We start from the raw sequence: 15,770 nt of genomic DNA on the forward strand, positions 1-15,770 counted from the left end.
CACCATAGCATATCATTTGCCTGTAGTTATGCCTGAGTATGTGGCTTAGCTAGTTTGCTATTGGAATTTATTCGATGTAAAAACGCCCCTGATAACTAAGCTATCAGAGGCGCTGATCGCAAGGCGGTGTGAGACTAACTGCCTTGTTTAATATTACGGCTTTCCGTTTGTACGTTGCGGTACATCTTGGAGAGCTTTTTAAAGTGTGAGCGCTGCTCCGCTAGTGTTGCTCCATTTCGTGCTTGCTCTCGCAGCAGCTTTTGGTAGTTCTTGAACCGCCTTTCACTTAAATCGCCAGATTCTATGGCGGCTAACACTTTACAGCCAGGTTCAGTTTGGTGCTGGCAGTCAGAGAAACGACATTCAAGAATTAGGTCTTCAATATCGGCAAAAGTTTCGCTTACGCCGCTGGCGCAGTCAGCCAATTGAAGTTCACGCATTCCTGGAGTATCGAGCAACAAACCTCCGCTTTCTAGCAAATGTAATGAGCGTGAAGTTGTAGTATGACGCCCTTTACTATCGTCTTCACGAATGCCACCAGTTGCTTGCTCTTGCTCGCCTAGTAATGAGTTAACTAATGTTGATTTACCAACGCCAGATGATCCCATAAGTGCAACGGTTTTCCCTGTCTTACACCAAGGTGAAAGAACTTTGACGGACTCCAAATCTAAGCCATTGACTGCTTCGATCATGAGCATGCTATCAAGTTGTTGGACTTGCTGGATCTTATCGTCGGTGTCATCACAAAGATCCTGCTTTGTTAGAACGATAACAGGTTCAACTTGCGCTTCATTGGCCAAAGCAAGGTAGCGTTCGATACGGCTTAAATTAAAATCGTAGTTAAGTGAAACGACGATAAAAACGGTATCGATATTGGCAGAGATGTATTGCTCTGCCACTTTACTGCCCGCAGCTTTACGGCTAAATAAAGAATGCCTTTCCAGAAGTCGAACAAATGCACGTTCTTGATCAAGGATGACCCAGTCTCCAACCGTCATTGCAGGTTGGCTATGATGTATCGGTAGTTGGATTTCACCTTGTTCACTTGCCAACAGGTAGCCGCTTCTGTGGTGCGCGATCACTCTTGCTACGATGGATTGATCGTAATCTTCGAGTGTTAACTGTTGTTGGAATACAGGTTGCCATCCAAGTTGCTGTAGTGGCATTGGATGAGAAAATACTGAATTTGAATTCATGGTTCATTTACCCTAGACGTGTCAGCTAATGTGTAGATCAAAAGCTTTAGCGATCTAAAAATTGCTCGAGACGTCGAATTAACGTTTGAGTTAGGGTCGAATTCTATTGATTGAGACCCCGGTAATTGAATACACCGGGTAAAAGCACAGGGCTGCTAAGTAATTAAACTAATACAGTTAAATACTTAGTAAGGTAGGAGAAGGTTCGTTTAGGTTAAGCCTACCGATTTATACGCGCGTTGCTTTTACAGCCGTGTATAGGTTCGTCATTACAATCATCTTGTGTCCTCCATTAATGTTTGATTCTTGCTGAGCTTAACAGAAAGCGGCGAGTGGTTGAAGTATTCGCCGCTTAGAAAATTTAATGCCTGGGCTTAGTGGTGGGAGTGATCCATTTTTTTCATACCACTCATTACTTTTTTCACTGGCGCTTGCAATGTTTGTGTCTCGCCGTTGGCATAGGTAAGAGTCAGGTCAATGCTTTGGCCTTCTTCTAAACGCTTATCTAAGTTGAATAACATGATATGCAGACTGCCTGGTTTAAGAACAACATTACTGTTTGCTGGGATCTTGATCTCTTGAACTTGGCGCATTTTCATAACGTCGCCATCTTTGATCACATCATGAAGCTCTACTTTGCCTGCCGCTGGCGTCGTTGCTGAAACCAGAGTGCGATCTTTGTCGCTATGGTTCATCAGTGTAGTGAAAACCGCGCTGGTTACAGAAGAAGGCGGCATGGCACGGGCGTATAAGTCGTGTGCCATGATGTCACTTTTTGCGTAAGCCAAAGGAGTAAGGAGTAAGCCTGCTAGAGCGAGAGCTTTAAGCTTCATATTATTGTCCTTAAAATTATTTATTATTGTGTAATGGTGTTGTTTTATCGCGTTATTCTTGGGCAGAAGTAACGGATTTTATCGCTTCAACCAAAGGTGCAGGTGTCAGCGTATGTGGCACTTTAGTAATTAAAGTGCCATCAGGTTTGAGGAAATAGAAGTAAGAGCTGTGATCTAAAGTGTACTCAAGTTCAGAGCCTTCTAATTCAGTTTTACGGAAAATGACACCGTAGCGATGAGCCAATGGCTTGGTGACGTCAAGCGGTGCAGAGAGGCCTTCAATCATCGGGTGAAAATACTGTGCGTATTCAAAAGAAGCATTCGCCGCGTCGCGCTCTGGATCCAAAGAAATAAACATTGGTCTTAGTTGCGCTTTTTGTGCGCCATTGATTTGATTTAAAGCTCCGGCCATCATCGCTAAGGAAGTCGGGCACACATCAGGGCAGCGTGTGAAACCAAAGTAGACGATGCGTATACGCTCATCGTCTTGGTCAAAAATAGGTACAGCTTTGCCCTTCTCACCAAATAACGTGGTGCCAGCCATTTTTTGTTCTTGTTCTATTGAAGCGGTGGTTTTCGCTTGTTCGTCTATGTAGGTTTTTACGCCGAAGCCGAGCGCAAATGCGACGACTAATATTAGTGACCAATTTTTACTCATCGTGCCATCCTTAATGCGGGTTTGACTGTGGTTTGCCCATCAGTCAGTTCTCCAACCCATGTCATTTTATCTAAAGTGCAAACAGGCAGAATAATCTCACCTTCGAATACATCATTGCCAACAGAATTTAATCGGTAACGGGCGCTACCCATTTCCATTTCTAACCCCTGTAAGTTGAGGGAAAGTGAGTCTTGCTTAGCGTTAGGCCATTCAACTCGAATTTTGGCAGGAACTAACGGTTGAGTCACGTCACGGTCAAGGCTGATTCTCACAGAATTCTGCTCACAGGCGGCAGAAGACAGCATGCAGTAATCATCTAAGTTGATGGACTCTGAAGACATTTGGTGCTGACTCATTGATTCTTTAACTGAGGTCACGACTTGAGGACCGTAAAAACCAGCAACCAGTGCGAGACCAATTGCAGATACTTTCAGTGCAAGGTGCATAGGATTATCTTGTTGAAATTCTATAAAGTGGCGATGTTATCACAAGGATCAATACGTGGTTGTATCAAAAGAGATTTTTGTGCGGATTGTGGTGTAAACACCATTGAATATCGGCAGGCCTAGTTAAGTTGTAAGCAGATATAAAAAAGCGGAGCACATGGCTCCGCTTTCAAGGTTCAAAGGCTACGTTAGGCTTTGCTGTTTTGGCTTTCAGCAAACTTTTCTAGGCCTAAAACTAACGCAATCGCGACAAACATCATGACAATCGCTAACAGCAATTGTGAAGGCTGTGACGTGACCGCCTCGAAGTCAAATGGCGATAAGTTTTCTTGAATCAGAGGGACTTGCTCACCTTTTGAGTTTGTGCGCCAGCTGATGGTTTCTTTCCACGGCCAGATTTTAGGTAAAGTACCAATCATTAAGCCGGTGAGAAATACCAAAGTAAAATCTCGGAACGACTTAAGAAGCCAAGATAGAACGTGAGAAAAGCTTAATAAGCCAAGCACACAGCCTGCTAAAAACAGCGCTAAGATATCGACTTCAAAGCCTTTCACTGCGCCCAAAACAGGGGTGTACATGCCAATAAGCAACAAAATAAAGCTGCCAGAGATACCCGGTAAGATCATCGCGCAAATGGCGATGGCACCAGCCAGTAAAACGTTGAGGCTAGTTGGCTCCATTTGCAGAGGTTTTATCACGGTAATGCTGTAAGCGAAGGCAATTCCTAGAATCAAAAACGCCAGCCGAGAAAGGTCACGCTTTTCAATTTGCTTAAGAATATGGAAAACGGACACTAAGATCAGGCCGAAAAAGAATGACCATAGTGGCACTGGATGAGTTTCTAGCAACCAAGAGATTAATTTGGCAAGTGTCGCGATACTGGTTAGCACCCCACCAAATAATGAAATCAGAAACAAACCGTTGATATGAGCGAACGCAGCCTTGAAGCCTTCACGTTTCCACAGCCCCAAAACGCTTGGGTTGATGCGTCTGATGCTTTCTAACAGTGTGTCATAAATACCGGTAATAAAAGCGATGGTACCGCCAGATACGCCAGGAACAACATCGGCTGCTCCCATCGCCATACCTTTAAAGAATGTGCTTAAGTAGTTCATCGAAATATATGGTTAAGAGTGGTTGGGTGCAGTATACAAATTTTATTGTCGAAAAAGTATGAATATGAAAATGGGGGATAAACTTATCACTTGTGAATAGCAACTTAGTGCATAGCTAATTGCATTTTAATTGCAAACTGCAATTGCATTTTGCAATTTGTGAGTGAAAAATGGTAGTTTTTTGCGATATAGCGCTTAAAAACACCCTTTTTAAAGTTGGCACGCAACCTGCATTATTAACATTGACCCTTCTTAAGCCGAGGGTCACCTAGCCAACTGACGTTGTTAGTGAATAAATTTTTGTTCACACTATATATAAGCCAATTGCCCTTTTTGCGATTGGCTATTTTTTTATCTGAATCTTACCGTTTGGCTAACCACTCTTATCCTAACTGCCTAGTTTTACTGAGATATTACAGCTCTCTACATCTACTTGCTCAAGCCTATGAACCTAACTAAAACTTACTCTTTAGTGAGTTAATTAGTGCAATGTAAATTGGGTTGCAGAATTCAGCCACTTCATCTTCAGAGCTTGATTCATAGGTGGAAGTCCATTCAATAAAAGTTTGACCGCTATCTGTAATCGGAAATAGCGAGACTTTACCAATGTAGTTTCTCACTGCATCTTTAGCGATTGGGCCGGGGCCGTCGTCAATTCGATAGGTAAAGGTGTGAATGTGTGTGTCCACGCTGAGCAAAGTTTCGTGAAATAAGTCATTGAGTATCCGTTTGGCACCCACTTCAGTGCCTGAAGCATTGCCAACGGTTTCGACTTTGGTGACCACTTGGTCTGCCCATGGCAGTTGGTGAAAGTTAGCAATGGTTTCCCAAACTTGGTCGACAGGAGCGTTAATTACGCTTGTGTTATAGCAGTGTCCCATGATCCTCTCCTTGGTTACGTGGCCTCGTATCAGGTGAGAAAAGCTGAACTTGAATCGTGGCAACGTGATATAAAAATAAAGCCAACCATTTACTCAAAAAGCTTATGGTTGGCTTAATCCCTATAATTGTAGGTGAGAATCCCTAATTACCAAGGGCGTACAATCTTTCCTATAGAGGAACAGTGCAATAAGGTTAGTAGCCCATTAATTGCAATAAGTTCTCTGCAGTACTAATCGCTTCTTTTCTATTGGCAATATTGAGTTTTTGGTACAAGTTTCGAATGTGCGTTTTAATTGTCGTCCCTGCCACATCTAGCTCTTGTGCGATTTGTTCGTTACTGAAGCCTGAATAAATAAGACCTAGCACTTGCCACTCTCGTTGGGTGAGTGGGCTAGTTCGTACTAATTCCGGAATGTTCGGGTGATTCACTAACTTCTCTACAAAATCTTCATCAAAGTGGACAGAACGGCTGCGTTGAGTGGTCGAAATGTCTTTCATGATTTGCTGGGCACGATGGCGTTCTAAATCCCCTAACTCGGTTTTGTTGCTGAGTTTTTCTAGCAAGTGACCAATCGTTGCACCATCAACTAAGAAGTTTCCGACCATACCGGTTTGGTTGGTCATGTTTAGCGCTTCTTTCAACAACGTTTTCGCTTTGTCTTCATCCTTAAGTTGTACACAAAGCACGGATTCAACGATGAGGTTTCGATTCGTATCGGTGACTAAATTGGCTTGTTCGGCTTCGCCTTTCAGGAACTTCAAAGCGGTGATTGCTTCATCAAACTGACCTAAGTTGATGTGCGCACGAACAATGTTACGCCATTGCAGTTGACAGAAATGGTTGCTGGCATTTTCTGGGCGAACCGCGACTTTTAGCCAATCTTGGATAGCTTCTTTATTGCCTTTTACTTGCCAAAATAGCAGCAAAGACAACGAAGCGTTGGCGGTCCAATCTACGTGGTAAGTTGATTGGCGCAGTAAATGTTGGATTTGCTCGATGAACTTCGATGCTTTGTCTAATTCACCGCGACCAATCGCAATTCTAGCCAGCATTGAGTAGCTATGCAGGTGCTTACTTGGTGAGTGATGCCCTAGGATCTCTAACCCTTTGTAGCAGCACTCTTCAGCTTCGTCTAATCGGTTCCAACACCAGAAAATCTGCGCACGGACTCGTAGAAGGAATTCATGCAGCGGTACGTGTTGTAATTGATGATCTTCAATCAGTTTAAACGCTGAATCTTGCAGTTCGAATGCGGCTTGTACAAAACCTTGTGCAATTAGAATCTCACTCTGCTGCAAAATGGCCCACAGCGCTTGGTGGTAAACTTGGTACTGACGAGCAAGCTTCTCCGTTTGCTGCATCATAGGTAGCGCACGGCTAAGATTACCCATTACGTGGTTCACTTCACCGACAACAGATGTTGCCACTATACGGCTACGGTAAATGTTCGTGTTGAGTTGGCTTAAAGCAAGCTCAGCGAACTCGAGAGCTTGCTCTGGGTTGTTATGGTTGATAGCCACTTGAGCTCGCAGGGCATTGCACTCGCCTTGCTGTTGGGTGTCTATGGTAATGTCGCGTTCTTTATATTCAGCTTCGGCTTCGGCCAGTAGCGTTCCAACTTGATCGTAGCGGTGCTGACTTTGCGCAAGCCATGCTCGCAACATAGAAAGCTTTGGGTTGCTGTATAACTGATCGCGTGTCAGTTGCTTAACTGCCATTTCCAGTGACGACAGTTCGCCTTGGTTAAACATCTTCCAGCCGTAGTCATCTAGGATTTGGGCGATCAACTCACCATCGTACGCTTTTTGTGCGTGCCCTAAGGCTTGGTGTGGCGTGTTTTGTTTTAACCATGCTTTCGCGGCGCAGCGATGTAGATCTTGTTCTTGCTGAGGGATACGCGCTTGCCTTTCATGAGCAAGGAATTCGCCAAATAAGTTATGGAAGCGATACCAGTTATGCTCACCTTCCAATGGGTAGATAAACAACCCATAGCGGTTGAGTGACTCAATCATGCCAAGGGCATCTTCGCGCTGAGTAAGGGCGTAAACCAATTCATCGTTGAAATGATCAAGTACAGAGCACTGCATCAGGAAGTGACGTGTCTCTTTATCTAATAAATCAAAGACTTCCTCGACCAAATAGTCCCACAAATGCGCGTGGTTAAAATGCGAAACGGATTCCGCTGACTGCGCTAACGTGCGTTTTTGATGCTGGGCTTGTAAGGCAATAAGCTGTAGCGCCGATGGCCAACCTTCAACATAAGTACGAAGGTTATCGGCAGTCGCGTCATCAATGCCATCTGCGACACGCTGGTTAAAGAAGCGCGTGGTTTCTTCAGTATCAAAAGCCAGCAGATCATTTCCGATCTCAATCATCAAATCTCGGACACGTAAATTAGCGGTGCCAAGTGGTGGTGTTGCACGGCTAGTCACTACCAACGTGAGGTTGTCTGGCATGTGCTTGAGGAAGAAGCGCATCGCTTCGTGAATGTCATCATTGTTGATCACATGGTAGTCATCGAGCACGACATAGCATTCTTGGTGAAACTCACACATTTCGGCAAAAACTTCGCTGAAAAGTGAGTGAAGTGACGAGAACTGTCGCTTTTCTGCAAGCTTTTGAGCGTTAGGGCAAGCGTTCTGAGTCGCCTTGTTGAGCGACTGCAGTAAATAGTTGATAAAGCGAAAAGTGTCGTTGTCGCTGTCATCGACGCTGTACCAACCTACGTTGGATTTGTCGGCGAGCCATTGAGCCGCCATGGTGGTTTTACCGTAACCAGCAGGAGAACGGAACAGTACCAACTTATAGCAGGGAGCTTGTTGTAATAGGTCTAATACCCTTGGCCTAACGATTGCGTTGTGCAAACGGCCAGGGCGGGTCAATTTTGACGGAATCCACATGTCGATTATTAACCTTATATTTGGCTACAGAGAGCTGATAAGTGTTATTTCAGCGCCATTATTCTTATTTGACGGGCATGTTACGTGAAGCAAATCTCTACAAACCATGATCGAGTTCCGAAATATTGCGTTAGCGCCGATTTAGGGCTGTCTACGCCCTATTATTGTGATCATTATCACTAAAGGTTGGGTTTTATAAGCGTGATATTTAACTGTTGCATACAGGAAATGATGAAAACTTAGGAAATATTGAAATTTTTTTCGTGATCGAAATATCAGAAACGGAATTTGGTAAAGAGAACGTCAATAGAAAATTCATCAGTTGTGATTAGGTTATGCAAGAGGGTGATGTGATCGTAATCACTTCAATCATTTATTCGCCGTTCGATGATGAGATTCAGATCACTAACTGATTGCCAGTACGCCCCCTACGCCCTGCCTTCTACTCCTTATATGGTGGAAGGGCAGGATGATGTTTAGTTAATGGTGACCATGCACGATATGTCACAGATGAATTAAAACAAAAGTGAGATTTCTGAAATGAAAGCTACTCAACAAAAAACTTTCGACAAAGTTTCTTTCCAAGAAAGCGTTAAAAAGCACTTATCTGCTACCTATGCAACCACAATCGAAACAGCGGACAGCCGCGCATGGTACCTAGCAATGGGACGCGCGTTAGCAGAGCTAACTACTTTCGATATGCTTGCAACAGAAAATGACGAGAAAATCACCAACGCAAAAAGCGTTAACTACTTGTCTCTTGAGTTTCTAATTGGCCGTTTAACGGGTAATAACTTAATTAGCATGGGTTTATATGAGCAAATCACTCATGCGATGGAAGAGTTAGGTCAAAATTTAACAGACCTACTAGAAGAAGAGCGTGACCCTTCATTAGGTAACGGTGGTCTAGGCCGTTTAGCAGCATGTTTCATGGACTCGCTAGCCGCGCAAGAATTCCCAACTGTTGGCTATGGCTTGCACTACGAATACGGTTTGTTTAAACAATCGTTTAGCGAAGGTCATCAACAAGAAGCGCCGGATGCATGGCGTGGTGTGGAAGGTTACCCTTGGGAAATCGCTCGCCCAGAATTGGCACAAGAAATTGGCTTCTACGGTCATGTTGAAGTGTACCAAGACAACGGTAAAGAGAAGCGCCGCTGGGTTCCAGGCATGCAAGTGAAAGCAATGCCTTGGGATCTTCCAATCGTTGGTTACGAGTCAGACACTGTTTACCCACTACGTTTGTGGGAATGTCAGGCGATTGCACCTTTCTCATTGGCAAGCTTCAACAATGGTGACTACTTCGAAGCGCAGCACGCGCTTATCGATGCGGGCAACATTACTAAAGTGCTGTACCCGAACGATAACCACGAAAAAGGTAAAACACTGCGTTTGATGCAGCAGTACTTCCACAGTGCGGCTTCTATTCGCGATATTCTTCGTCGCCACGAAGCAGCAGGCCACACGCTTGCAGCACTGCCTAAATACGAAACCGTTCAGCTAAACGACACGCACCCTACGATTGCTATTCCTGAACTAATGCGCATCTTGATCGATGAAAAAGGCTTAGGTTGGGATGAAGCATGGGCCATCAGTTCTAAGACGTTTGCGTACACAAACCATACACTACTGCCAGAAGCACTAGAAACGTGGAGTGAATCTCTTATCCAGCGTCTACTTCCTCGCCATATGGAAATTATTTACCATATCAACCACTTGTTCCTACAAGACGTACGTGCGAAGTGGCCTGGTGATGTCGCGAAGCAGCAAAAACTGTCTATCATCCAGGAAGGCTTCCACCGTATGGTTCGCATGGCTAACCTATGTGTGGTTGGATCGTACGCGGTAAACGGTGTAGCGGCGTTGCACTCTGCATTGGTTAAGCGCGATTTGTTCCCTGAGTTCAATGAGCTATACCCGAACCGTCTGCAAAACGTAACCAACGGTATTACGCCACGTCGTTGGTTGAAGTTCTGTAACCCTGGTTTGTCATCGCTAATTTCAGAGAAAATTGGCAGTGAGTGGCCAGCGGATCTTGATCAGCTAGCGGCGATTGCGAAATACGCAGACGATGCGAAATTCCAAAAAGAATTCATGGCTGTGAAGAAAGAAAACAAACAGCGTTTAGCGGATTGGGTTTCGGACAACATGGGTATTGAACTAGATACCAACGCTATTTTTGATGTGCAAATCAAACGTCTTCACGAGTACAAGCGTCAGCACCTGAACATGCTGCATATTCTATCTTTGTACCACCGCTTATTGAACGACCCTGAGTTTGATATGGCACCTCGCGTTGTATTCTTTGCAGCGAAAGCAGCACCGGGCTACCACCTAGCGAAAGAGATCATTTACGCGATCAACAAGATTGCAGAAAAAGTGAATAACGATCCGCGCATTGGTAACAAGCTGAAAGTGGTCTTCATTCCTGATTACCGTGTAAGCATGGCTGAAATCATTATTCCAGCGGCGGATGTTTCTGAGCAAATCTCGACGGCAGGTAAAGAAGCTTCGGGTACAGGTAACATGAAAATGGCACTAAATGGTGCACTAACGATTGGCACGATGGACGGCGCGAACGTTGAAATCCGTGAAGAAGTGGGCGATGACAATATCTACATCTTCGGCTTAGAAGTGGATGGCGTTGAAGCTCTACGTGCCCAAGGTTACAACCCGTTTGATTACTACAATGCCGATCACCTACTGAAGTCATCCATGGATCTTCTTCTAACTGATGAGTTCACTCCAGGTGAACCAGGCAAGCTACGTGCAACATTTGATAGCTTGCTAGATGGCGGCGACCCATACCTATGTTTGGCAGATTTTGCTTCTTATGTGAAAGCACACGAAGCAATGGACGCTCAATACCGTGACCAAGCAGGTTGGGCGAAGAAAGCGATTCTAAACACAGCGTTAGTCGGTAAGTTTAGCTCAGACCGTTCTATCCGTGATTACGTAAATAACATCTGGAAGCTAGAAGCGGTTAGCCGTTAATAGCAGATTTAAAACCAAGGCAGGCTCACTGCCTTGGTTCCTTTTAAGATTTGACACCCCTACAAATTTAGAAGGTGTAAGCAGTACCTTCGGAGAGAGCGATGAAAGAACAAAGCGTATTAAAACAAGTCGCAGAAATGGCGAACATTGCCGATAGCTATGTCAGTGCATGGGGCGATGAAGCAACGGTTTCAGACGAAACAATTACCCATTTGTTGGCTTCACTTGGCTATGACACCACCAATGACCAAACGCTGCTGAAATCAGCAGAAAAGAAACACAAAAAAGATGTATTAGACCCAGTTCTTGTCTTACGTGATGATGAGCCCGTTGAAGTGGCGCTAAATCTAGGTGTAAGTGCTCGTGAAAGTGAGTTTAGCTGGCGCTTAGAAACGGAGCAGGGAGAGGTACTTGAAGGCTATCTTCAGTCGCAAGTTGTTCGAGATGAACGTGCAGAGGGTGGCCCTTTAGTGTTTGCATTGCCAAACGATTTGGCATGGGGTTATCACAAGTTAGTTGTGAGCCGTAAGCGTCGTAAAACGCCTTACGAGATGACATTAATCAGAACACCGAAAGCGTGTTTTAAGCAAGATTCGATCAATGAAGGGAACAAGCTGTGGGGCCCGAGTGTCCAGCTTTACACCCTACGAACTCAGCACAACTGGGGTATTGGTGATTTTGGTGACTTGAAACAGCTGGTGGCTGATATCGCTTCTCGCGGTGGCGACTTTGTTGGTCTTAACCCGATTCATTCATTGTTCCCGGCGAACCCAGAAGGTGCGAGCCCATACAGCCCGTCTTCTCGTCGCTGGCTAAATATTTTGTACATTGATGTAAGTTCAGTACCTGAATTCGCCCTCAGTGCAGAAGCGCAACAAACCGTTGGCAGTGCAGAGTTCCAACAGCGATTACAAAAAGCGCGCGATGCTCACTGGGTGAACTACAGCGAAGTGGCTGAGCTCAAAATGAGTGTATTGCCGCTGTTGTTTACCGAGTTCAAAAAGCGTCACCTGGATAAGAACAGCGATCGCGCACAAGCTTTCTTAGCGTTTGTTGAAGAAGGCGGTCAAGGGCTAGTACACCAAGCGGCGTTCGATGCATTACACACAGAGCTTCATAGTGAAGACAGCAGCGTATGGGGTTGGCCGGTATTCCCAGAAAAGTACCGTAACTTCGATAGCCAAGCGACTCAGAAATTTATTAAAGATAACCAAAGTAAAGTACAACTTTACATGTACTTACAATGGATTGCCGATTGCCAAATTAATGATGCGCAGGCTCTTGCAGAAGAGAAAGGCATGTCAGTTGGTTTGTACCGTGACTTAGCAGTAGGTGTGGCAGATTCTGGCAGCGAAACGTGGGCTGATGAAGGTAACCTAGTGATGGATGTGAGCATCGGTGCTCCGCCAGATATCCTTGGTCCTCTAGGGCAAAACTGGGGTCTTCCGCCATTAAACCCGGAAGTATTGCAAGCCACAAGCTACGACGCGTTTGTTAAGCTGTTACGCGCGAATATGAAACATTGTGGCGCGTTGCGCATTGACCATGTACTGGGTCTACTCCGTTTGTGGTTGATCCCTAAAGGACAAGATGCCACTCAAGGCGCATACATCTACTACCCAGTTCAAGATATGTTAGCGATCTTGGCTTTAGAATCACATCGTCATCAATGTAGCGTGATTGGTGAAGATTTAGGTACAGTGCCTGATGAAATCGTTGAGATTTTAGCGGATGCCGGTGTTCACTCGTACAAAGTGTTCTTCTTTGAAACGGCTGAAGATGGTGGCTTTATTTCACCTAAGCATTATGCGGGGCAGTCTATGTCTGCGTTATGTACTCACGATATGCCAACGCTACGTGGCTTCTGGCACTGTGATGACTTGAAGATGGGTGAAGAGATTGGTTTGTATCCTGACCCAGAGCAGCTGAAAACGCTGTTTGATGATCGCTTAGAGTGCAAACAAGGCATTTTAGATTCAGTGGCATGGCATGGTTTCTTACCGGAAGGCGTTGGTCGTGATGCAAGCCAAGTTCCGATGGATTCGTATTTAGCGGAAGCGCTGCAATTACACGTAGCGGCTGGTTCTTCAACCTTACTTAGTGTTCAGTTAGAAGATTGGTTAGAAATGGATAAACCAGTCAACATTCCGGGTACAGTCGATGAGTATCCGAACTGGCGTCGTAAGTTATCAATGAATCTTGATGAATTATTCAGCCACGATGGTGTTAACCGCATTTCGCAACGTCTAACAGAAGTGCGTGCTAAAGCGAGTGAATAAACGTACGAGAGGCCAAAATATATGCACACTTTCTTACGGTTGCATAAGAAACTACAACCTTGGTCACTCAATCACAAGCTTTAGTCCGGTAAAATGAACCGTCGTTATATTGCCCGCGCATAGCGGGCATTTTTGTATAGTATTTTTTTGGATGTTTGGTTAGGGAGAATCGTTTTGGAAACAAGTGTGATTTCAAAGCAAAAACAAATATATACCCAACTGTCTCAGGCTTCGTTTGCTGACCCATTTTCATTTATTGGCCCTTTTATTCCTGCGAAAGAAGGGGCGTTACGTGTATGGATTCCAGGGGCAGACAAAGTTGAGTTAGTGATCGATAACGAGCCTCGTATCGAGCTGGAACGTGATAACGAAAGCGGATTTATATTAAAACAAGAACGCGATTTACGTTTCACTCATTATCAACTTGCGGTGGATTGGGCCGGAGTTGAACAATTAATCGATGACCCGTATCAGTACCATGGCTTATACGCGGGTTACGAAGAGCTTCATACTCCAAAAGAAATGTACCATCACATGGGCGCACAATTTGTGACGTTAGAGCGTGATGGAAAACAGATTTCTGGTACTCGCTTCCTTGTGTATGCACCGCACGCGACAGCTGCAAGCTTAGTGGGTAACTTCAACTCTTGGGATGGACGTCGTCATCCAATGCAGCGCTTAGATTATGGGATTTGGGGATTATTTATTCCGAATCTAGAAGAAGGCGCTCAATACAAATTTGAACTCAAAGGGCCAAATGGGGAAGGCTTACCTCATAAAGCGGATCCTTGGGGCTTCTACTCAGAGCAACATCCATCGTTTTCTTCCGTTACGTACGATCACAAGCGTTACGAATGGCAAGACGAAAAATGGCAAAGCCGTCCGGTGACGGAAAAGCGTAAAGAAGCACTTTCGTTCTATGAATTGCATGCTGGCTCATGGAAGCGCAACACGGAAGGTGAATTCCTAAACTACCGTGAATTAGCGGCGGAGTTGATCCCGTACCTTACTGATTTGGGTTACACACACGTCGAGCTAATGCCGGTATCTGAGCACCCCTTTTACGGTTCTTGGGGGTATCAACCTGTAGGTTTGTTCGCGCCGACCAGTCGTTTTGGCTCCCCTGATGATTTCAAATATTTCGTTGATCAATGTCACCAGGCCGGTCTAGGCGTAGTGCTGGACTGGGTTCCTGCGCACTTCCCGTCAGATGATCATGGCCTAGCGAATTTCGATGGTACGCCATTGTTCCACGACCCAGATCCTCGCCGCGGCTGGCATCAAGATTGGAATTCTTACATTTACGATTTAGGGCGTGAGCATGTACGCCGTTTCCTAGTGTCCAATGCTTTGTACTGGTTTGAGCAATTCCATATTGATGGCATTCGTGTTGATGCCGTAGCATCGATGCTGTATCTGGACTACTCACGCAGCCACGATCAGTGGATCCCTAATGTGGATGGCGGCAACGAAAACTACGATGCCATCGCGACCTTGAAATGGATGAACGAAGAAGTGTACAAACACTTCCCGAATGCGATGACTATTGCCGAAGAGTCGACAGCATTTCCTGGCGTGTCTGCACCAACATTCATGGGAGGCCTTGGGTTTGGCTTCAAATGGAATATGGGGTGGATGCACGATAGCCTTTCTTACATTCAGGAAGATCCGATTAATCGTAAATATCATCACGATACGATCACTTTCCCGTTGGTATATGCTCACAGCGAAAACTACGTGCTTTCGCTTTCACACGATGAAGTGGTTTACGGTAAAGGTTCGATTCATAACAAGATGCCGGGTGATGAGTGGCAGCAAACCGCTAATCTACGTGCGTACATGGGGTACATGTATGCACAGCCGGGTAAAAAGCTTAACTTCATGGGCGCTGAGTTTGGCCAAACTGCAGAGTGGAATCACGATGACCAACTGCAATGGTTCTTGCTTGATTACGAACGCCATCAAGGAGTTCAAAAGCTAACCAAAGATCTGAATTTAATGTACCGTAATGAAGCAGCGATGCACGATCTAGATTTCGAGCCGAAAGGGTTCGAATGGAGATTGCAAGATTCAGCAGAAGCCAGTGTGCTCGCTCATGAACGAATCAGTGAGTCCGGTGAACGTATATTGGTGGTATCTAACTTCACTCCGGTACCGCACGAGGCGTTCCGTCTTGGCGTTCCAAATTCTGGTACTTATCAGCTTTTATTGAATACTGATGACGAGCAATATCACGGTAGCCACTTCCCAGTTGAAGCTTCCATTGAGACAGAGTCAGTTGAAAGTGAAGGCTTGCCGCAATCGCTATTGTTGAAATTACCGCCACTGGCGACGGTATTTTACAAGCTTAATTAATCTTGATTAAGAATAAATAAAGAGAGCCTGAGTGCTCTCTTTTTTTGTCTTGGAGCTTTTGTTGATGGTTAAGTTAATAGTCTTTCAAGAATCATAAACCGATATCCCATT

10 protein-coding genes are annotated in these 15,770 nt (G+C 45.0%); 3 read left to right on the forward strand and 7 right to left on the reverse strand.

The window, feature by feature from the left end; genetic code table 11:
• Positions 1-134 precede the first annotated feature (134 nt).
• From rsgA to malT, 7 genes are all read right to left on the reverse strand, one after another.
• Complete coding sequence (gene rsgA / locus ELZ11_RS06925) at positions 135-1,196, reverse strand: ribosome small subunit-dependent GTPase A (RefSeq protein ID WP_137356650.1); 1,062 nt, start codon at positions 1,194-1,196, stop codon at positions 135-137.
• A 374-nt stretch (positions 1,197-1,570) separates the two neighbouring features.
• Positions 1,571-2,029 carry a copper chaperone PCu(A)C gene (locus tag ELZ11_RS06930; protein WP_137356651.1) on the reverse strand — a complete coding sequence of 153 codons (459 nt, stop codon included), beginning with the start codon at positions 2,027-2,029 and terminating at the stop codon, positions 1,571-1,573.
• Positions 2,030-2,081: 52 nt separating this feature from the next.
• Positions 2,082-2,687 carry an SCO family protein gene (locus ELZ11_RS06935; protein WP_137356652.1) on the reverse strand — a complete coding sequence of 202 codons (606 nt, stop codon included), beginning with the start codon at positions 2,685-2,687 and terminating at the stop codon, positions 2,082-2,084.
• A complete protein-coding gene (locus ELZ11_RS06940) occupies positions 2,684-3,133 on the reverse strand; it encodes a hypothetical protein (RefSeq protein ID WP_137356653.1) in 450 nt (149 codons plus the stop codon). Before ELZ11_RS06940 ends, ELZ11_RS06935 begins: the two co-directional genes overlap by 4 nt.
• A gap of 188 nt (positions 3,134-3,321) precedes the next feature.
• Positions 3,322-4,248, reverse strand: a complete 927-nt coding sequence (locus ELZ11_RS06945) for a polyprenyl-phosphate transporter (protein WP_137356654.1) — start codon at positions 4,246-4,248, stop codon at positions 3,322-3,324.
• A gap of 455 nt (positions 4,249-4,703) precedes the next feature.
• The gene (locus ELZ11_RS06950) at positions 4,704-5,129 is read right to left on the reverse strand and encodes an SRPBCC family protein (protein ID WP_137356655.1); all 426 of its coding nucleotides are present in this window, start codon (positions 5,127-5,129) and stop codon (positions 4,704-4,706) included.
• A 193-nt stretch (positions 5,130-5,322) separates the two neighbouring features.
• Complete coding sequence (gene malT, locus ELZ11_RS06955; protein ID WP_137356656.1) at positions 5,323-8,031, reverse strand: HTH-type transcriptional regulator MalT; 2,709 nt, start codon at positions 8,029-8,031, stop codon at positions 5,323-5,325.
• A 540-nt stretch (positions 8,032-8,571) separates the two neighbouring features.
• On the opposite strand from malT, the gene ELZ11_RS06960 reads away from it, so the two are divergent.
• The 3 genes from ELZ11_RS06960 (at position 8,572) to glgB (ending at position 15,659) form a co-directional block, all read left to right on the forward strand.
• The gene (locus ELZ11_RS06960; RefSeq protein ID WP_137356657.1) at positions 8,572-11,025 is read left to right on the forward strand and encodes a glycogen/starch/alpha-glucan phosphorylase; all 2,454 of its coding nucleotides are present in this window, start codon (positions 8,572-8,574) and stop codon (positions 11,023-11,025) included.
• 101 nt (positions 11,026-11,126) lie between these two features.
• The gene (gene malQ / locus ELZ11_RS06965; RefSeq protein ID WP_137356658.1) at positions 11,127-13,304 is read left to right on the forward strand and encodes a 4-alpha-glucanotransferase; all 2,178 of its coding nucleotides are present in this window, start codon (positions 11,127-11,129) and stop codon (positions 13,302-13,304) included.
• Positions 13,305-13,478: 174 nt separating this feature from the next.
• Positions 13,479-15,659, forward strand: coding sequence for a 1,4-alpha-glucan branching protein GlgB (glgB, locus tag ELZ11_RS06970; protein ID WP_137356659.1), 2,181 nt, complete (start codon positions 13,479-13,481; stop codon positions 15,657-15,659).
• The last annotated feature ends 111 nt before the right edge of the window (positions 15,660-15,770 follow it).

It is taken from the genome of Vibrio profundi (assembly GCF_005281835.1).
Classification (GTDB): domain Bacteria; phylum Pseudomonadota; class Gammaproteobacteria; order Enterobacterales; family Vibrionaceae; genus Vibrio; species Vibrio profundi.